The sequence below is a fragment of the Bifidobacterium sp. SKU genome (assembly GCF_026016405.1).
In the GTDB taxonomy this organism is placed as follows: Bacteria; Actinomycetota; Actinomycetes; order Actinomycetales; family Bifidobacteriaceae; genus Bifidobacterium; species Bifidobacterium bifidum.
The window spans coordinates 437,590-456,853 of record NZ_CP092890.1; the positions used below are offsets into that span (position 1 = coordinate 437,590).

The 19,264-nt window shown below is 63.5% G+C and carries 13 protein-coding genes, 2 tRNA genes and 1 riboswitch; of the genes, 7 read left to right on the top strand and 8 right to left on the bottom strand.

Annotation, left to right across the window (positions count from 1 at the left end):
- The first annotated feature begins 57 nt into the window (after positions 1-57).
- Entirely contained in the window at positions 58-726 is a 669-nt protein-coding gene (locus MMB49_RS01955; protein ID WP_047271545.1) for a non-canonical purine NTP pyrophosphatase, read from the top strand.
- 121 nt (positions 727-847) lie between these two features.
- Here the strand turns inward: MMB49_RS01955 and MMB49_RS01960 are convergent, their stop codons facing one another.
- From MMB49_RS01960 to MMB49_RS01970, 3 genes are all read right to left on the bottom strand, one after another.
- Positions 848-1,849 carry an AEC family transporter gene (locus MMB49_RS01960; RefSeq protein ID WP_047271547.1) on the bottom strand — a complete coding sequence of 334 codons (1,002 nt, stop codon included), beginning with the start codon at positions 1,847-1,849 and terminating at the stop codon, positions 848-850.
- 43 nt (positions 1,850-1,892) lie between these two features.
- A tRNA-Leu gene (locus MMB49_RS01965) sits at positions 1,893-1,973 on the bottom strand.
- 57 nt (positions 1,974-2,030) lie between these two features.
- Positions 2,031-2,106 (bottom strand) — tRNA-Thr (locus tag MMB49_RS01970).
- Positions 2,107-2,367: 261 nt separating this feature from the next.
- On the opposite strand from MMB49_RS01970, the gene pgi reads away from it, so the two are divergent.
- The 5 genes from pgi (at position 2,368) to MMB49_RS01995 (ending at position 8,715) form a co-directional block, all read left to right on the top strand.
- Positions 2,368-4,065 (top strand): glucose-6-phosphate isomerase, encoded by a 1,698-nt coding sequence (gene pgi / locus MMB49_RS01975; protein ID WP_047271548.1) that lies wholly within the window; start codon positions 2,368-2,370, stop codon positions 4,063-4,065.
- Positions 4,066-4,560: 495 nt separating this feature from the next.
- On the top strand, positions 4,561-5,703 hold the full coding sequence (locus MMB49_RS01980; RefSeq protein ID WP_013389550.1) for a hypothetical protein: 1,143 nt from the start codon (positions 4,561-4,563) through the stop codon (positions 5,701-5,703).
- A gap of 5 nt (positions 5,704-5,708) precedes the next feature.
- A complete protein-coding gene (locus tag MMB49_RS01985; protein WP_003815322.1) occupies positions 5,709-6,707 on the top strand; it encodes a hypothetical protein in 999 nt (332 codons plus the stop codon).
- An 11-nt stretch (positions 6,708-6,718) separates the two neighbouring features.
- Positions 6,719-7,837 carry a hypothetical protein gene (locus tag MMB49_RS01990; protein WP_003811918.1) on the top strand — a complete coding sequence of 373 codons (1,119 nt, stop codon included), beginning with the start codon at positions 6,719-6,721 and terminating at the stop codon, positions 7,835-7,837.
- A 383-nt stretch (positions 7,838-8,220) separates the two neighbouring features.
- Positions 8,221-8,715 (top strand): hypothetical protein, encoded by a 495-nt coding sequence (locus MMB49_RS01995; protein WP_003815326.1) that lies wholly within the window; start codon positions 8,221-8,223, stop codon positions 8,713-8,715.
- Positions 8,716-8,724: 9 nt separating this feature from the next.
- On the opposite strand, the gene MMB49_RS02000 is transcribed toward MMB49_RS01995, so the two are convergent.
- The 5 genes from MMB49_RS02000 to MMB49_RS02020 all read right to left on the bottom strand — a co-directional run bounded on the left by MMB49_RS02000 (position 8,725) and on the right by MMB49_RS02020 (position 17,629).
- A complete protein-coding gene (locus MMB49_RS02000) occupies positions 8,725-9,462 on the bottom strand; it encodes an MgtC/SapB family protein (RefSeq protein ID WP_003815328.1) in 738 nt (245 codons plus the stop codon).
- A gap of 129 nt (positions 9,463-9,591) precedes the next feature.
- The gene (locus MMB49_RS02005; protein WP_047271550.1) at positions 9,592-12,381 is read right to left on the bottom strand and encodes an HAD-IC family P-type ATPase; all 2,790 of its coding nucleotides are present in this window, start codon (positions 12,379-12,381) and stop codon (positions 9,592-9,594) included.
- Between the two features lie 87 nt (positions 12,382-12,468).
- The gene (locus tag MMB49_RS02010; RefSeq protein WP_047271552.1) at positions 12,469-13,968 is read right to left on the bottom strand and encodes a nitrate/sulfonate/bicarbonate ABC transporter ATP-binding protein; all 1,500 of its coding nucleotides are present in this window, start codon (positions 13,966-13,968) and stop codon (positions 12,469-12,471) included.
- Between the two features lie 125 nt (positions 13,969-14,093).
- Positions 14,094-15,806, bottom strand: coding sequence for an ABC transporter permease (locus MMB49_RS02015; RefSeq protein WP_116471720.1), 1,713 nt, complete (start codon positions 15,804-15,806; stop codon positions 14,094-14,096).
- Positions 15,807-16,426: 620 nt separating this feature from the next.
- Positions 16,427-16,583: riboswitch (M-box (ykoK) riboswitch) on the bottom strand.
- A gap of 98 nt (positions 16,584-16,681) precedes the next feature.
- Positions 16,682-17,629: a sugar-binding transcriptional regulator gene (locus tag MMB49_RS02020; protein WP_229940922.1), complete on the bottom strand. Its 948-nt coding sequence runs from the start codon at positions 17,627-17,629 to the stop codon at positions 16,682-16,684.
- Between the two features lie 369 nt (positions 17,630-17,998).
- On the opposite strand from MMB49_RS02020, the gene MMB49_RS02025 reads away from it, so the two are divergent.
- A complete protein-coding gene (locus tag MMB49_RS02025; RefSeq protein ID WP_003820264.1) occupies positions 17,999-19,261 on the top strand; it encodes a PTS galactitol transporter subunit IIC in 1,263 nt (420 codons plus the stop codon).
- Positions 19,262-19,264: the final 3 nt, after the last annotated feature.

Here is a 19,264-nt window from a genome sequence, read left to right on the forward strand (position 1 = left end):
CGGGCGATCGGCCTCACCCCGTCATGCACAACCATAGGTAAGGAATAAAGGACCCCCATGAAACTCGTCGTCGCTACGCACAACGAAGGCAAACTCGTTGAAATCCGCCGCATTCTCGAAGAGGATCTGGGCGCGGGCGCCGCTCAGGTGGAGCTTGTCTCCGCCGGCAGCCTCGGCCTGCCCGACCCGGTTGAGACGGGCGTCACCTTCCAGGAGAACGCACTGCTCAAAGCGCGGTTTGTGGCCGGTCTTACCGGCCTGCCGGCCATCGCCGACGACTCCGGACTGATTGTGGACGTGATGGGCAACGCGCCTGGCATCCTGTCCGCGCGCTGGGCGGGGGAGCATGGCAATGATCCGGCGAACAACGCGTTGCTACTCGCCCAGCTCTCCGACATCCCGGACGCGGCGCGCACGGCCCGTTTCCGCTGCGCCGCCGCACTGGCCGTGCCGGATTCCGCGGCTCCTGTGGCGGGCGGGAGGCACGCCATCGTCTCCGAAACCGTCGAAATCGGCGAAATGCCGGGGCGCATCCTGCGCGCGGCGCGCGGCGAGCATGGTTTCGGCTACGACCCGCTGTTCGTGCCGGACGACCAGCCGGAGCGGGCCGCTGCGGACCATCCGCTGACCAGCGCGGAGATGGACGCGGCGGAAAAGAACGCGATTTCGCACCGCGGCAAAGCCATCAGGGCTCTCGTGCCGGCGGTCGAGGCGCTGTTGCGGTAGAATCACGCTCTCAAAACTCGCAGATACAAAAACGGGTTTTTGCGGTTTTCCGCTATTTTCCGCCGTTTCCGCGAAATCGGTGAAATCGTATCTGCGAGTTTTGAGAGCGCATGTTCGGCACTCACGCGGGAATCACGAAATTCACGATGGTCATCAGCACGATTGAGATGACCGCGGTGACGGACAGCGTGAACCCGGCGAGCTTCGCGTTACCGAGTACGCGGTCGGTGAACAGTGTCGAGAACACGGCCGTGGGCGCGAGCGACAGCATCACCGCCGTCTTTCGCGCGGACGCGTCGAACGGCAGAAGGAACCAGCAAGCGGCCGCGAACAGCACGCCGAGCGGCAAGCGCCAACCGAGCACCCGCAGCACGCTGCCGACATCCTTGCCGGTGCGCGGCAAATCCATCAGCATGCCCACCATGAACACCGAGCAGAACGAGTTCGCTTCCGCCATCGGCTGCAGCAGCGTCGGCACGAACGCCGGGATGTGAATGCTGAAGAGCATGACCACGATCATCAGCAGATACACGTTGAACGGCACCGAAGTAAGGAATCCCTTGAGGATCTGCTTGGCCTTCGCGCGGCGGGCGAGCCTGCGGGCGTCTTTGTCCCGTGGCTTCGAATAGGGAAGTGTCGGCGCGGCTCCCGCACGCTGTTCGGTGAGCGGCCGGTCCATGTCGATGTGCAGCAGCGACGTCGTCATCACGTTTGAGCCGGCGGTCACGATCACGGAATTGCCGATGTCGAACATCGAGGCGGTGACCAGCGCCGAAGGCCCCATGAACGCCTGGATTACGGGGAAGCAGAAATTGCCGATGTTGAATCCGGAGCAGTTGAGCATCAGGAACGCGCGGTCCGCAACGGGCTTGTGTCGGGTCGCCGCATACACCAGCAGCAGCGGCAGCAGGCCGAAGACGATGGCGAACACCGAGATCAGCAGCATGCTCAGATGATGCGGGTTCGTGGCGAACGAGACGATGATGGAGGCGGGAAGCGTGAAATCGAACACCACCACCTGCATGACGCGATAGTCGCGTGGCCTGAACAGTCCCGCCCGCTTGACCAGATACGCAGCGACGATGATGAGCAGAAACGCTATGGGTTTCAGTATCGCGGTCATGCTTCTCTATTCCCTGTGGCGATTGCGGAGGTATGGTTCCGCGTGCGCGAGAAGGGACTTGAACCCTCACGTCAAAGACACAGGAACCTAAATCCTGCGCGTCTACCGATTTCGCCACTCGCGCGTGCCACCCGTCGAAACGGCTGGATATACAAAACCCTAGGCGCGGAGCCTAGGGGTATGGAGCCACTTGACAGAATCGAACTGTCGACCTGCTCATTACGAGTGAGCCGCTCTACCGACTGAGCTAAAGTGGCATGCTGCCGATTCGTTGATGAACCTGCGCACAAGAATGAGACTTTACTGTATGCCGTGGATTTATGCAAGTTCGGCTGGCATGTCGTGCGCGGGCATGTCGTGCGCGGGCATGTCGTGTCGGTCACGGTTGTTCATCTTGGGTATTTTTTGTTTGTTTCTGTCCGCTTTTGTGAGTATCTTGGTAAGCGAAGTAACCGGTGTGGCCCGCCAGCATTGGAGAGCCGACTCCGGCGTACAGTGATGATGAAAGGACCAATACCATGGCCATCAATCCGCCAGTTGACGCCACCAAGACCCCCGAGTGGGCCGCGCTGCAGAAGCACTATGACGAGCTGCAGGCCGAGGGCGTCAGCCTCAAGCAGTGGTTCGCCGATGACGCCGAGCGCGTCGACAAGCTGTCGTTCGACGCCGGCGACCTGCACTTCGACCTGTCCAAGAACCTGATCAAGCCGGAGACCCTCCAGCTGTTCGCCGACCTCGCCAAGGCCGTCAAGCTCGACGAGCGCACCAAGGCGATGTACACCGGCGTGCACATCAACAACACCGAGGACCGCGCCGTGCTGCACACCGCGCTGCGCCGCCCGGTCGAGGACGAGGGCAAGTACATCGTCGACGGTCAGGACACTGTCAAGGACGTGCGCGAGGTGCTTGACCGCATCTACGCCTTCGCCGACGAAGTGCGTTCCGGCAAGTGGACCGGCGTGACCGGCAAGAAGATCGAGACCGTCGTCAACATCGGCATCGGCGGCTCCGACCTGGGCCCCGTCATGGTGTACGAGGCGCTCAAGCCCTACGCGGACGCCGGCATCTCCGCCCGTTACATCTCCAACATCGACCCGAACGACCTGGCCGAGAAGACCAAGGGCCTCGACCCGGAGACCACCCTGTTCATCATCGTCTCCAAGACCTTCACCACGCTGGAGACCCTGACCAACGCCCGTGAGGCCCGCACCTGGCTGCTCGAAGAGCTCAAGGCCAAGGGTGCCATCGACGGTTCCGACGAGAAGAACGCCGAAGCCATCAAGAAGCACTTCGTCGCCGTCTCCACCAACCTGGAGAAGGTCGCCGAGTTCGGCATCGACCCGAACAACGCGTTCGGCTTCTGGAACTGGGTCGGCGGCCGTTACTCCGTCGACTCCGCCGTCGGCACCTCCCTGGCCGTGGTCTTCGGACCTGCCCGCTTCGAGGAGTTCCTGCACGGCTTCCACGAGATCGACGAATACTTCGCCAACACCCCGTTCGAGAAGAACGTCGTCGTGCTGCTCGGCATGCTGAACGTGTGGTACCGCAACTTCTTCAAGGTCGCCTCCCACGCCGTGCTGCCGTACGACCAGTACCTGCACCGCTTCCCGGCCTACCTGCAGCAGCTGACCATGGAATCCAACGGCAAGTCCGTGCGCTGGGACGGCACCCCCGTCACCTCCGAGACCGGCGAGATCTTCTGGGGTGAGCCCGGCACCAACGGCCAGCACGCCTTCTACCAGCTGATCCACCAGGGCACCCAGCTCATCCCGGCCGACTTCATCGCGTTCGTCAACACCCCGAACCCGACCAAGGACGGCGACCAGGACGTGCACGAGCTGTTCCTCGGCAACTACCTCGCGCAGACCAAGGCGCTGGCATTCGGCAAGACCGCTGACGAGGTCCGCGCCGAAGGCACCCCGGAAGAGATCGTTCCGGCCCGCGTGTTCTCCGGCAACCGCCCGACCACCTCGATCTTCGGTGTGGCTCTGACCCCGTTCGCGCTTGGCGAGCTCATCGCCCTGTACGAGCACATCACCTTCGTTGAGGGTACCGTGTGGGGCCTCGACTCCTACGACCAGTGGGGCGTCGAGCTCGGCAAGCAGCTCGCCAAGCAGATCACCCCGGCCATCTCCCAGGACGACGACGCCCTCGCCGCCCAGGACGCCTCCACCCAGTCCCTGATCAAGTTCTACCGCGCCAACCGCGAGTTCTGATCTCCGCTCCTGCGTCGCTTCAATCAGAACTCGCGGTTGGCGCGCCGCGCTGTGTTGTTTGATGGTCGGTCTGGCGACCGTCCATGGCGCGAGTTCTGATTCGTCGGTTCGGCTCTAGCAGCTGACCACATGAATACATGTGCCCCGGCCTCTTCGGATGCCGGGGCACATTGCTATATATTCCGTGCGACGTTATATCTATGACCTGTGAACTGGGGTGGTGTTCCGGGTCAATGAGATCAGCCGTGGGAAACCGCTTCATTGCAGTGTTCCTTGCATTTTCATGCGCACTCTTTGGGGTAATCGATACATTTTCATGAGGACCTTGTATTTGGGGTGTCGGGATATCTGTGATTGACCACCCCCCCCAGTCTCGCTTCGCTCGACAGTCCCCGGGCTTAACATCGTGGGATTGGCCTAGCGGGGTTGTGTTGTGGCTGATAAGATGGCGTCGATTATGTCGGATTGGGATTCGGGCAATGGGAGATGGTGGTGATGAAGGCGCAGAAGAGTTGGGATACGCCGGTCGCCGATGAGACCCGCGATGTGAGCGATGCCTCCGAGGACATTCACGGCATCACCGATGACATCACCGACGACGCCGAATCCGCCGAGGTCGATGCCGAGGCCGTCACACTGCTGCGCAAACGGCACCGCCGGATGACGCTGCTGGTCGTCGTGGTCATCGTCGCATCGCTGGTGAGTGGATTCTGCTGGCGGCGCAGCCTCCAGACCGGCTCCCCTGTCAACTGTTCGCACCAGACCGGAGTCGCGGACGAGAAGGACTACTGTTATGGCGGGTTCAAGCCGTTGCAGCCGTCCGGCCCTCAGCTGGGCCGATCCCAGGCCGGCCCGTATTTCGCAAAGGCGGTGAAAGGCACGGCCGCGGCATACGACGCCGTGCGCCTCGCCGCGGTCGGCGGCGACAAGGATGCGGTGAACAAGTCCGCCGCCAAGGCCCGTGACCTCTCGCAACAGGCGGCGGAGACCCTCGCCGCCCGCACCTGGCCGAAATCACTGACCAAGCAGATCCGCATGGTCATCATCGAATATCAGGAGCGCGCGGCGATCTATACCAACCTCGCCGGCAACCGCAACGGCGAGGCGATCGACTGGATGGTGTTCGGCGAATTCAGGCCATCCGGAGCGCAGCAGGTAATCCGCAGCGCGCTGAAACTGCCCGACGAGCCGGAGACGGCCGTCCCGTTCGACATACGGGACATTGCCGACGGCGGAGCCTGCAAGGGACTGGAGACCACCAAGGACGGCGGTCAGCAGGAAGTCGACCGGCACTGTTTCACCGTCACCGTGACCGACCAGGTCCCGGCCGAGATAACGGGGCTGTCCATCAAATTCAATCTTCTGAGCGAAGACGGCACCATCCGCGAGACCGGCGTGAGGGCCAGCTCCGACATCCAGTTCGATGACGATGGCGACATCATCGAGCACGGCGGCATCCATAAGGGGGACACGGTGAAGCTCACCATGGAAATCGACCCGAAACTGCTGCGCGGCGGCGACCGTTTCGTGCCGTCGGCATGGTATGTGGAGGACAAGGCGGGGGAGCAGCACCTCGCATCGTTCACTGCGGTCCAATCAGGCGGCTATGACGTGCTGAACGCGTTCAAGGTCAGGTGACGGCAATGTCAGAACATGATTTCGACGGCGACGATGACATCTTCAGCAAGTCCGGCCGGTTCGGCGGGAACGCCGAGAAACGCAAGGACCCCGCCAAACCAGGCGGCTTCGGGAAATCCGGCAATGCGGGGAAGCCCAAGGACTCCACCGCATCTTCGGCCGGCGAAGGCGACGCGGAGGCGATGCGCCATCTGGAGCACGAGTTCGCCGCGATCGACCGCGAATCGCATCGCACGGTGGCCGTCGTGTTCGCGGCCATCGCGGCCGTGGTGGCGTTGATCTTCTTCGGGCTCCAGATCCGCGACAAAACCACGCTGCTGATATTCCATGACAACCCGCCGATCGGCTACCTGCCGGTCAGTGAATATTCGCTGCGACAGCCGTCCACAGGCAAGCCGATCAGCTCGGCGCGCACATGGCATTACCCCAGCCAGTACACGATTCTCAGCGACGACGCCACCAGCAGCGGCGTCAAGCGCGGCGCACGGTGCCGTATCGACAAGAGGGATTGCGATCATGCGCTGGTCACGTCCCGCGGCGTCCAGCCGGGCGACAGCTGGGGCGACTTCGTGAAGCGATACGGCGACGTGACCGCGTACGAGATAACGGTCGACGACAACGAGAGTGGCCGGGACGATTCGTACATGTCCGATGAGGACCAGGCCGCGGCGTCCGACCTGCGCGAGCAACACGGGATTACCATAGACGATTTCGACCGTGACTATATACAGACCGGCAAGGTCGACCTGTCCCGGAACCGGCTGACCGTCAGGTTCCGGGCGGTGCTCTACGACACGACCGTGCTGTACACCGAGGCCGACCAGTGGGGAGGCTATCTCGACTCCACCCAGGAACGGCATTGGCGTATCGGTGGCCGGTACGGCACGATGTTGGCGCCGAACCGGCAGAGCTTCAACCTGGAATTCGAGTTCGCCAACAGCGCGACATGGGAAGGGCTGGGCGATGGTGACCTGATCAGCATCTCCAGTTCACTGTACAACTAGCGAGGTTATGCATGGCAAGGTTACACGACAGTCGGCACGGTTCCGATGCGGACGGCATCGATGACGACGATATGCCGCTCACCCATGAGCAGGCCGTCGTCGAAGCCGACGCCGAACTCCGGCGTATGACTTACCACCCGGTGCGCAAGGCGGTGGGCATCGTCGTGGCGATGGGCGTCGCCATAGGCGCGTCGCTGGGTGTCGGGTATATGTTCGGCGGCGATCCGGGCGGCATCGTGACCGCGATCACGGGCGTGGTGTGCCCGCAGGACGCCAAATACGCCCTGGACGGCGACGCGCCGTTTGTCAACACGTCCGACACCTCGGAGCATCCCGCCAAGGGGGCCAGGCTCAGCGAGAAGGACGCGGGGCAGTACTATCTGGAAGCCGTCAAGCCGTCGATCCAGCCGTTGCGCGACGCGATGAACACCTTGTACGGCGGTGATCTGAAGGCCACGAGGGCCGCCGCGGGAAAGGCCGCCACCGTGCTGCGCGCCACCGCCAAGGCGCTGCGGTCACGCACCTGGCCCGATGAGGTCGCCAATGCGGCGGCCGTCGTCGCCAACGAATACGACGCCAAGGCCCGGCAGGCCTCGTATGTCGCCGACTCGGTCACGCCGTCCGCCAGCGACGAGCTGATCTCGCTCGATGCCTACGGCGTCAGCGAAGCGGATGTCTACCTGCGCGGCAAGCTCGGGCTGCCCGCCGCCGAGGCGCCGTCCGCGCCGCTGGAGATCACGGGCATCGAGGACCGGGGCATCCAGCAGGGGGCGGATGCCGGCGGGTCGACCGTGGACACCGGAAAGCGCATCATCGCCGTGACCGTGCGCAGCCACGTGCCCGGCACGCTCAGCGGGCTGAACCTGACGTTCGATCTCAAGAAGGGCAAGACGACGCTCGGACGCATCAGCGGAATCATGGACGACATCGCGCTCGCCGAAGGGCAATCCATCGTGGTTCCGGTCCCCGTCGATATCGGCGGGGACGACGGCGGGATTGCCGGCGCCACCATGAGCTGGGACAGCTGGTCGTTGACCGATTGGCGCGGAGAAAGCCATATTGCGGCGGCCAGCGACGACTTCGCCGAATACGCCCCGGACAAGGTGATGGGTACGTTCACATTGCGGTAGACGCCGGGGCCAGAAGCCCGCGAGCGAATTTGTGGTGAAGGATACAGGCTCCACAACATGGCGGACTCGTCCGCTATGACAGGAACACAGGAATCGCCGGTCCATGACTCATTCTCGTCATGCCGGGGATTCAAATAGCCGATGAAGGAGCAGGAAGGTTCCTATGCAATTCAAGAAACTCATCGCCGGCGTCGCGGCGGTTGCGGCTGCCTTGGGCGGCATGGCCTTGGGGACCATGACGGTCAATGCCGATACCGATACGCTCACAGTGCCCGAAACGGCCACGCCGTCAACCATTACCCTGAACAAGGCCGATGATGCCGATACATCGAAAAGCACGTATACGGCATATCGTATCGCCGCGTACATCGACCCGGTCGCGAATGCCGACGGGCAAGCTGACTTCCTTTGGCCTGAAGGCCGTGGACAGCGACAAGTGGGACGGCAACATTCGCGAGGCCATCGCCGTGGCCGGCAAGGATGGGCAGAAGCTCGTCCTGCTGTACAACGCCGTCGTCGCCAAAGCCGCCGTCGACGATCAGGTGACGAACTCCGCGACCGCCAATTACAATGGCGGCGCCGATTCCGAGGCCGCCACCACGGTCGTCAAGCTGGGTTTCTTCACCATGAAGAAGATCGACAAGCAGCACAACGGCATCGGCGGCGCCCTGTTCTCTGTCAGCGACAGCGGCGGCAACGCCGTCGTCTTCGAGAAGGGCTCCGCTAACGGCAGCTGGGTCCGTGCCGCCGACCAGAGCGTCAAGGTGGACAACGTGACCTACTTCACGAGTATTCCGACCAACGCAGGCGGGCTTTCCCACTGGCGAGCCACGCGGCTGATCATTCGCGGCGGGCAGATTCATGACGCGGATTCATGACGGTCACGTTTAATCCACGGCGGTGATTTGCTCGGCATCCCATTTGACGCCGAGGACCTCGGGCGTGGTGATGACTGTTTCGATGCTGCTTTCGATGTCGATGTTGCTGCTCATGTGGGTGGCGACGACGGTGGTGATGACCACCAGATCATCGGGAAGATCCGAAGCCGCGATGGACTGGACGATGAAACCGGGCTGATGCAGGGCGTTGAACACCAGCGCGCGGATGGCCTGCTCGTCCTTACGCAGGCATTTGACCTCAAGGGTGTAACGGATGCCCTCGGCCTCATGCGATTGCGCGGTGCGCCGGGCGTCGATGGCCGCGCCGATCGGCCGGAGCATCATGTTGGCGAGCATGATGGCGGTGGCCCCGATTGCGGCGGCCGCTTCCATGCCGGAGCCGCACAACGTGCCGACCGCCGCCGACGCCCATAGCGTGGCCGCGGTGTTGAGCCCGGACACGGACACACCCTGCTTGAGGATTACGCCCGCGCCGAGGAAGCCGATGCCGGACGCCACCTGCGCGGCCACGCGCGTGGGGTCTCCGGTGCCGGCCGCGAGCGTATAGACGCCAACAGTGGTGAACAGGCAGGAACCCAACGACACCAGCGCGTTCGTGCGGATGCCCGCGCTGCGTGCGCGCAGCTGCCGTTCCAATCCGATGAGCGCGCCGAGCCCGATGCTGAGCAGGATGCGCAGGGTTATGGCGAACACCTGTGATGTGACGATTGCGGTCCAGACTGTCATGATCAGTTCCTTCGTTTGAATGGATGCGGGAGACGGTGGTGGTACGGGGAGAGGATGATAACGCGGGGGTGCCCGCCCGGCGCTCCTGCGGATTCCATCGGTTCCGCAGGAGCGCCGGGCGGTCAGAAGTCACAGCAGCGGCTGCTGACGGTGCAGATACAGGGTTCTGACGGCAAGTACCGTCACGGCATAACCGGCGATGACGATGGCGAGCAGCGCGAACAGCGACACCGGAGGTACGTGGAAACCCATCCATGCGCCGACCGGCGTGAACGGCAGCGCCGTGGCGATAGTCAGCGCCGCGAGCGACGTGCAGACCAGCGGCACCGACGCGCGGCTCCCGATGAACGGGACGCGTTCGGTGCGCAGCATGTGCAGTGCCGTGATCTGGGTCCACATCGACACGACGAACCATCCCGTCTGGAACGCGGCGACGAACAGCAGACGCGACCCATCCCCGTGCAGCTCCGGGAACCTCCCGCCTGCGACGGCCGGGCAGAGCAGGGTGAGCAACACGGTGAAGGTGACCATATCGAACAGCGAGCTCACCGGCCCGAAGCGACTCATGAACCGGGCGATAGACGCCGTGTCCCACCGGGCGGGGGAGCGCAGGACATCGCCGTCGACGCGGTCCCATGGGATCGCGAGACAGGCCAGGTCGTATATGAGGTTCAGCAGCACCATCTGCACGGGTGCCATGGGCACGAACGGCAGGAACGCGCCGGCGATCATCACCGAGATGATATTGCCGAAATTCGAGCTCAGCGCCAGCTTGATGTACTTCATCATGTTGACGCAGGTGCGCCTGCTTTGCGTGATGCCGCGCAGCAGCACGTCGAGGTTCTTGTGCGTGAGCATGACATCCGCCGACTGTCGGACGGCCTCGGAGCCGGTGCTGGCGCTGATGGCGATTTCGCTGGCGTGCATGGCCGGCAGGTCGTTGACGCCGTCGCCCATGTATCCCACGCAATGCCCCTCGCGGCGCAGCAGTGAGACGATACGCGCCTTATGCTCGGGAGTGAGCTTGGCGAACACGTTCACGCGGCGCAGTTCGGTGCCGAGCGCGGTGTCCGTCATGTCGTCCAGCGTTCGGCCGGTGACCACCCGTCGAGCATTGATGCCGACTTTCCGGGCGACGGTACGGGCCACTTGTGGCTCGTCGCCGGTGAGCATGGTCACGGTGATGCCGGCATTGTGCATGTGGGCGATCGTGTCGGCGGCATCGGGCTTGGGCAGGTCCAGGAAAGTGAGGTAGCCCAGCAGGGTGAGCGCGCGGTCGTCCTGCACTGTGGTCTGGTCTGTCACAGAGCGCTGCGCCACGAGCAGGACGCGGTATCCGTGCGTCGCCTTGTCGGCCATCAGCCGCTCATATGTTCCGCGCAGTCGATCGGTCAGCGGCTCTGCGGTTCCATTGCGCATGACGGTGTCGCAGCGGGGCAGCATTTCGGAGACGGCGCCCTTGACGACCATGATGCGGCTGACGTTCCCGGACGTTCCGGCGCCGGCGCCGCTGGTCTCACTGATATCGCTGCCACCTGTGTGCTCGCGGTCCGCGCGGTGATGGCTCTTCGCGACGATGACGGTCGCCCGGCGTCGTATCGGATCGAAAGGCGTGCCTCCCTCGACCTGTACGTCGCCGGTATCGTTTGCCGAGTCACCTTCGGCTGCGACGATGGCGTCATCCCACGGATTGCTCGTCGTGTGGGGAATCAGTGTGGTCAGCCATGCCGCATGCAGCACGTAGGACGAGTTCAACCCGCTCATGCTCTGCGCCCGGTCGAGCTTGATGACGCCGCTGGTAAGTGTGCCGGTCTTGTCGACGCACAGCACGTCCATGCCGCCCAGCGTCTCGATGGCGTCGAGCCGCCTGACGATGGCCTTGCCGGAGGCCATCGTCCGCGCGCCCCGGGACAGGCAGACGGTGACGATCAGCGGCAGCATCTCCGGCGTGAGCCCCACCGCCACGGATACGCCGAACAGCAGGGCCTGCAGCCAGTCGCCGCTCGCGATGCCGGTGACCAGCATGGACACGGGCACGGTGACCGCCGTGAACGCCATCAGCATCCAGGACGTGGAGTTCATGCCGCGCTCGAAGCGCGTGCGCGGCCGCTGCCATTGGAACGCGCGTGACAGTCCGCCGAACAGTGCGCTGCGGCCTGTGGCGATGACGACTGCCAACGCGGAACCCGAAATCACCGTCGTGCCCATGAACACCAGGCACGCCGCGTCCGTCAACGCGGTGTCCCTGGCGCCGGCGGCGAGCAGGGCGGCAGCATCCTTGCGCACGGGCATGCTTTCGCCAGTGAGCGCCCCCTGCGCGATGCGCAGGTCTCGGCTCTCCAGCAGCTTGCAGTCGGCCGGGACGATGTCTCCGGCGGACAACGTCACGATGTCGCCCACGACAAGCTCTTCGGACGGAATCTGCCGCTCGCCGGCACCGACCCGCCGCACCGTCGCCGTGGTACTCACCATGGTGGCCAGCGCCGTGGCGGCATGCGAGCTTCGGGAGTCGTGCACGTATCGGATCAGACCGGACACCACCGCCATGAGCAGGATGATGCCCACGGTCACCGGCGTGCCGCCTCCGTTCGCCGCAGTGGTGCCCGAAGTCACGATTCCGCGCTGGGCCAGTGAACACACGAACGAGGTGAGCGCCAGCAACATCAGAACGCCGATGAACGGGTTCATGAACGCCCTGACCAGCCGCCGCGCCGGCGATTCATGGACGTCGGGCGCCGGTATGGTGTTGCCGCCGTAAGCCCGACGCGCCTGGCGAACCTCGTCGGGTTCCAAGCCGGATTCGTGCGCATACACCAAGGCGAGCGTGGCCTCTGGCGTGGCATGGGCGGCGAAATTCAGTCGCTGGGTGATGCTGGCGTGGCGCTCGTCGCGCCAGCGTATCAGTCGTAGCGTGTTCATGATTCCTCCTTGGCGATTCGGGGCGGTCCGTTCCGCTGTCGGGTTGATCGTTGTTTCCATTGCGGCAGTTGGCTGAGACGGGTCAACTCAGTCCGTTTCGCTGGCTTCCTCGGCCGGTCGGGTGGCGTTTGCCGGGTTGGCGGCGTCGACGGTGATGATGTCGTCATCGGCGTCGTAGTCGAACAGTTCTCCGTATCGACCCCACGTCATGGCGATGTTGAACTGGCGCTCCGCCTCCGTGTCCGTATGACGGGCCCTCAGCAGGTCGACGATGAGCTCGCCGCGCAGGCGGCCGTGTTCGCTGTGACGGACCGCTCGGTCGATGATGCGCACCAGCGGTGCCTTGTCTTGCAGCATGGCGGCGAACAGCGTCTTGCTTGTCAGGATGTCCGCCTGCCTCCACTGGCGTCCGAGCTCGGTCAATGTCACGTGTCCGTTCTCGACGGTCAGCAATCCCAGCATGGTTCCGGCGTCGATCAGCGGGAACAGGTCGTCCACCTCGAATGACAGCTCGGCGGCCAGATCGGCCAGGTCGATGCCCTGCGCGTGATCGTATACGATCTCCACCAGTCCGGCCAGGCCTCCCGGCGTAGCGTTGGGCAGCATGTCGGAGGATGCCTGATGGTCGGCGTCGCTCGCCCGGGCCGGGGCCTGATCCGCTGCCGCGGTCTGGTTCGCCGCGCCATCTGACGTGCCATGCGCGACGCCGTCCCCGGCGGCCGTGCGCTCGTCGGCGGTATCCGCCGGCCCGCCATCGCGACTCTGCCCGGTCAGGATCGCATACAGGGTGTCGACCATAGCCTCGAACTGGGCGGAATGACGGTCGCGGGGCCTCGGCAGGGTGACGGGCACGTCGGCGATGAGATGACCGGGATGCGAGCCGAGCACCACGACACGATCCGCCATCTGCACGGCCTCCTCGATGTTGTGCGTCACGATGAGCACCGACTTGATGGAACGCTGATCGCCGCTCCACATCTTGAGCACCTCGTTGCGCAGGTTCTCGGCCGTCAGCACATCCAATGCGGAGAACGGCTCGTCCATGAACAGCGCATCGGGCTGCACCACCAGGGCCCGTGCGATGCCCACGCGCTGGCGCATGCCGCCGGAGAGCTCCTTCGGGTACGCGTTCTCGAATCCGTCCAGTCCGATGGCGTCGATGGCCTGCAGTGCAGCGCGACGGCGTTCCTCGCGCGGCACGCCGCGGGCCTCCAGCCCCAGTTCCACATTCGCTTGCACCGTGAGCCACGGCATCAGCGCGAAGGTCTGGAACACGAGTCCCACTCCGGGATTAGGGCCGGTGATGTCGGTGCCGCGGTAGGTGACGGTACCGCTCGACGCGGGTACCAGGCCCGCCAGGATGCGCAGGAACGTGGATTTTCCAGCGCCGGACCGGCCCAGGATCGCCACGATCTCGCCCTCATGCAGGGTGAAGGAGATGTCGCGCAGCACGGTCAGCTCCTTACCGCGCTTGGCACGGTAGGTCTTGCCCACGTGCTGCGCCTCGATGATCGCGGTGCCGGCGGCGTTCGTCGCGGCGGTCTGCGGGAAGGTTGCGGTGCGGTCGGAAAAAGTTGCGATGGTCATGATAAATGGTCCTTGCTGTTACGTTTTTTGCGGATGATCGCGGCGGATTCGAATGACATGCGCTCGCCGCCGATGCTGTTGGATTGTTGCGGGTCGATGGGCCAGGACGGCCGGTGCGGCTTCCGTCAGGCGACGGAGAAACGGCGCTCGGCGTACGTCTGCAATGGACGCCAGAACAGCCGGTTGACGCCCACGACGAACACGCTCATCACGGCAACCCCGATGATGGTCTTGCCGGTGTCTCCCACTGCGGTCGCATTGGCGATATATGTTCCCAATCCATTTGCCGTAAGCGTGGTGTGCCCGTAGGCCACGATCTCGGAGACGATGGAGGCGTTCCATGCGCCGCCCGCCGCGGTGATGCCGCCAGTGCACCACGAGCCGAACACCGCCGGCAGGATCAGCTTGGTCCACCGCTGCCGCGTGTCCAGATGGAACGCCCGCGTGGCCTCGCGCAGGTCATCGGGAATGGCCGAAGCGCCCGCAATCACGTTGAACAGGATGTACCACTGCGTTCCCAGCGACATGAGCAGAATGCTGCCCCAGCTGATGTCGATATGCCAGGCGATGAACCACAGTGTGACGAACGGGAACGTGAAGTTCGAGGGGAAGCTCGCCAACACCTGCGCCAGCGGCTGCACGAACCGGGAAATCCGCGGATTCATGCCGATCTTCACGCCGATCGGCACCCAGATGATGGAGCACACCACGGTCAGCAGCGTCACGCGCATGAACGTGATCAGTCCCAGGACCATCGCGTGGCCGACCTCGGCGAACCCCTCGCCGTCCGAGATGAAACGCACCAGCATCCACAGACCGGCCAGGCAGGCCACAGCCATGAGCGCCATGAACGCGATGTCGAGCGCACGACGCCGGGTGCCGGCGGCCGGCCAGCGTGCGCCGGTACGGCCCAGCGGGCGAGTCAGCCAGAACATCAGATCGGCGATGGGCCGGCCCACGAGAGCCAGCGCATCCGAAATGCCGGAACGCCGCAGAATCGACAGCACCAGACTCGTCTTGGCCTGCACGGACTCGTTCTGCGTGATGCGGAACTTCTCGGCCCACGCCGTCAGCGGCTTCCACAGCAGCACGTCGATGAGCAGCACCACGATGACCATGGTCACGATGGCCCACAGCACCTTGCCCAGCTGTTCGTGCTCGGACGCCACCGCCACGAAGCTGCCGAGGCCGGGCAGTGCGTACGTCCTGTTGTTCACGGAGATCATCTCCGAGGCCGTCAGGAAGAACCAGCCGCCGCCGACGCTCATCATGCAGTTCCATAGCAGCGGAATCATCGAATTCGGCACGTCGAGCTTCCAGAAACGCTGCCAGCGCGTGAGCTGCATGGAGCGAGCCGCCTCATCCAACTCCTGCGGTTCGCTGAGCAGCGAATGGTAGAAGGAGAAGGTCATGTTCCATGCCTGGCTGGTGAAGATCGCGAAGATCGACGCCGCCTCCACGCCGAGAATGGAGCCGGGGAACAACACCATCCAAATGGTGACCGTGGCGGACAGGAAGCCGAGGATCGGCACCGACTGCAGGATGTCGAGCAGCGGTATCAGCACCATGCGCAGTCGCCGGCATCGGGCCGCCGCCAAACCATAGATGAAGCTGAACACCAGTGACAAAAACAGCGCGATGAACATGCGGAACACCGAACGCAGCGCGTAATACGGCAGCAGATGCAAATCGTCGCTCACCGTGCTCGGCACGCCTGACGGGCCGATCGGTTCGTTGATCTGCGGCAGCAGCCAGGCGACGACGCCGAACAGGGCGAGCACGCCCGCGGCCACCACCGCGTCTGCGGCGATGCGGCGCGCGGCGCTGCTGCGGGACATGTCGGCAGCGTCGACGTCGGAACGCGGACGAATGCCGGGGAACGAGGAGTAATTGAAGAAGTTGGACATAACGGAACCTGTGCGCTCTCATGTCGTTATCTCGAAGGAGATAAAACGGTTCCCGTTCGGTGGGCGTTTGACTCGGTGTCCGTGCGGTAAGTGCGCGCCATGGGCGTCAGCGGTCGCGTGCAGGCGCGCCGATATGCGGGTATGTCTGCATGCAGATAGCCGATCGGCGTCGTCATATGATGATGCCGATCGGCCGGGAGCCCGGAGAACGGGATGTGGATTCGCGATTCAGGCGTTCGGCGCGTACGTCATGCGGGATGTCGCAGCCGTCGTGAGGCGGTGAAGTCGATGCGGGCCGAATCAGTCGGTGATCGGATCGCCCTCGCCGGATGCGGCGGTGTCGTGACGGACGGCCAATGCCATGGTCGCGGTACAAACGTGTGAAGAGAATGGGCCGTATGCTGCGCCCGATGGCATGTGATATTGTCCGCCATCGCGCAGCCGGCTACTATGACCTAAATCGCCGTCCATGACATTCACCTCCTCAATGGATCCAGTACGCCGTCGGACATTGACGACATGAGGAAGTGCGACTTCTCGAGAGTTGCCCCTGGTCGTGTCATCGTTCAAGCTTCAGCATCGCAGGGCGGTGGAGTTGCGTTAGTTCATGCCTTAATCCGACAAGAACTGCTGACCTGCGTGCAGTGTCTCCACTGTTAGCGGCAGCAACCCATATCCCTGCGGTAGCCTCGCCTACCGACGCTCTCAGGGTAAAACCGCCGGCAGACCATGTCAACTCCGTAGTGTCGCGCCCAAACTACGCCGGGCCAATTCCGCCCCGCCGGCGGGGCATGATCGGATGGATGTCAGGCGAGCAGGCTTTCGGCTGTGGCCTGGTCGGTGGCGAGGGCGGAAATGTAGCCGCCGACCAGGCAGGCCTTGATGGCCTTGACTTTTTCCTGCCCCCATGCCACGCCGATGACCAGCGCGATGCGCTTCAGGCGATCGAGCTCCACCGAAATGATGCGGTCGGACAGCTCCGAACATACGGGCCTTCCCTGCGCGTCGATGAAGTGCCCACATACGGTGGCGACCGCGCCCTGCGCCCGGATTTCCTTGACCATGTGTGGTGTGACATAGGCGTCGAACACCGGACTGAGGCGGTCGCCTTCGGTCGCACCGACCCCTTCCAGGGCCACGTCGGCGCCGCCGCCGAGCGCCAGCGCGGTGGCGATTTGCGGCTCCTGGCGCATGGCCGCGGCGATATGGGTGGAGGAGAGGATCATCGGTACGTGGAGTGTGGTGACGGTGCCGCCGAGGCGTTCGGCGAGCATGCGGCAGATGTCGGGCGAATCCGTCATCGGATTGCTGGGGGAGAGGGCGCCCACCATCTGCGCCACATTGGATTTCGGCCAGTCCTGGATGGCGACTTCGCGGACCGTGGCGGCGACGGCCCGTCCGTTGGAGACGGTGATGAGCGAGTCGGGCGACGACTTTTCGGTAAGCAGGGCCGCGGCATATCGGGGGACGATGGTGCTGGGATCCTGCCCGGGATTGACCTGCGCCACTCGTGCGCATTTCAACCCGTACCGTCTTACCAGCGCGTCCTCCAGCTGCATCAGACGCTCGAGTGGATGCCCGATCTCGATGCGTACCATGCCCCGGTCGCGCGATTCGCTGAGCAGCCGCGAGATGGTGGGACGGGAGTATCCAATCTGCGCGGCAATCTGCGCCTGCGTCAGATTGTCCGTGTAATACATGCGAGCGACTTTCAGCACGAGCTCGATGTGGTTTCGCGACTCAGTTGTCGTCATTGTCAGCTTGTTTGCAACCATGGCATTATTCTATTCCATCCGGTGTAGCCGGTGAACATATGTTAGTTTTTCCAGTGCAGCAACGATGCTGAACAATTGTTCAGAGCGCGAAAGAACTCAATGAATCCTTGATATGTGAGCGCTCCCAATTGATTGCAGAAAAGAAGGTCGATTACATGTGCTCACTCAGCTCTCATGTGTTCGATGAACATGTGTTCATCGCGTGGGTGGTGTGCAAGACCTTTCCGCCGTTAGCTAGAGGCTGTCGACGCGCAGGGCTCATCGAAGACCGACGCCGACGGAAAGTGCGGGGCAACAACGCAGAGCAGCGGGCGAAGCAGCCTGCCTCGTGCACGGGAAAGGAACATTATGGAAATCATCAACACCATCATCGGCCTGGGCGCCTCGGTGATGATGCCGATCATCTTCTTCGTGGTCGGACTCATCTTCCGCATGGGAATCGGCAAATCCTTTAAGGCCGGCATGACCGTCGGCGTCGGCTTCGTCGGCGTCAATATGGTCATCAACCTGCTGCTTGACAACCTCGGCCCCGCCTCGAAGGCGATGGTCAACCGCCTCGGCCTGCACCTGACTACGGTTGACGTGGGCTGGCCCACCGCCTCGACGGTCGGCTGGGGCACGCCGATCATGGTCGCCACGGTCGTCGGCTTCCTCGTCATCAACGCCATCATGGTGTTCTGCAAGCTCACCAAGACCATCGACGTCGACATCTTCAACTACTGGATCTTCCTGCAAGTCGGAGCGCTGGTCTATGCCGTCACCGGCAACTTCTGGTTCGCCGTCATCTTCACCTGGGTCATCTTCGCCATCGTGCTGAAGGTCGCTGACCTCACCGCGCCTTACATCCAGAAGGAATACAACCTCGAAGGCATCTCGTTCCCGCACCTTGCCGGTCTGGCCTGGTCGCCGCTCGCCATCGCCGTCAACTGGATCATCGACAAGATCCCCGGCCTTAAGAACGTCGACTTCAACGCCGACAAGATCCGCAAGCGCTTCGGCGCCATCGGTGAGCCCGTGGTCATCGGTTTCATCCTCGGTCTGCTCATCGGCGTGCTCGCCGGCTACAGTCCTGACAAGTCCGTGACGCTCGCCATCAACATCGCCGCGGCCATGGTGCTGCTGCCCAAGATGATCGACGTGCTGATCGAAGGCCTGATTTCCGTGCGTGACGCCGCCGAGAAGCAGCTCAAGATCTGGTTCCCCAACCGCGAGTTCTACATCGGCATGGATACCGCGCTGCTCATCGGCGACTCCTCGGTGCTCGCCACCGGTCTGCTGCTCATCCCGATCACCATCCTGCTCGCCTTCATCCTGCCCGGCAACGAGATGCTCCCGTTCGCCGACCTCGCGTCGCTCGTGTTCATCCTCGCGCTGGTCACCCCGTTCGTGCGCCGCAACATGTTCAAGATGCTGATCGTCGGCACGCTGAGCGTCATCATCATCCTCTACGTCGGCACCGATATCGCGCCCTGGGTCACTCAATCGTTCACGCAGAGCAACATCGACCTGCCCAAGGACTTCACCGCCGTCACCAACATGACCGGCGCAGTGAGCACATGGATTGGCTGGGTCGCCGTCAAGATCGGCGAACTGTTCAACATGATCGCCTGAGCG

Coding starts and splice junctions, on each gene's coding strand:
- MMB49_RS02010 (WP_047271552.1), bottom strand. CDS start 13,968: ATGACCATCGCAACTTTTTCCGACCGCACCGCAACCTTCCCGCAGACC.
- MMB49_RS01995 (WP_003815326.1), top strand. CDS start 8,221: ATGCCGACGGGCAAGCTGACTTCCTTTGGCCTGAAGGCCGTGGACAGC.
- pgi (WP_047271548.1), top strand. CDS start 2,368: ATGGCCATCAATCCGCCAGTTGACGCCACCAAGACCCCCGAGTGGGCC.
- MMB49_RS02025 (WP_003820264.1), top strand. CDS start 17,999: ATGGAAATCATCAACACCATCATCGGCCTGGGCGCCTCGGTGATGATG.
- MMB49_RS01955 (WP_047271545.1), top strand. CDS start 58: ATGAAACTCGTCGTCGCTACGCACAACGAAGGCAAACTCGTTGAAATC.
- MMB49_RS01990 (WP_003811918.1), top strand. CDS start 6,719: ATGGCAAGGTTACACGACAGTCGGCACGGTTCCGATGCGGACGGCATC.
- MMB49_RS01985 (WP_003815322.1), top strand. CDS start 5,709: ATGTCAGAACATGATTTCGACGGCGACGATGACATCTTCAGCAAGTCC.
- MMB49_RS01960 (WP_047271547.1), bottom strand. CDS start 1,849: ATGACCGCGATACTGAAACCCATAGCGTTTCTGCTCATCATCGTCGCT.
- MMB49_RS02005 (WP_047271550.1), bottom strand. CDS start 12,381: ATGAACACGCTACGACTGATACGCTGGCGCGACGAGCGCCACGCCAGC.
- MMB49_RS01980 (WP_013389550.1), top strand. CDS start 4,561: ATGAAGGCGCAGAAGAGTTGGGATACGCCGGTCGCCGATGAGACCCGC.
- MMB49_RS02020 (WP_229940922.1), bottom strand. CDS start 17,629: ATGACGACAACTGAGTCGCGAAACCACATCGAGCTCGTGCTGAAAGTC.
- MMB49_RS02000 (WP_003815328.1), bottom strand. CDS start 9,462: ATGACAGTCTGGACCGCAATCGTCACATCACAGGTGTTCGCCATAACC.
- MMB49_RS02015 (WP_116471720.1), bottom strand. CDS start 15,806: ATGTCCCGCAGCAGCGCCGCGCGCCGCATCGCCGCAGACGCGGTGGTG.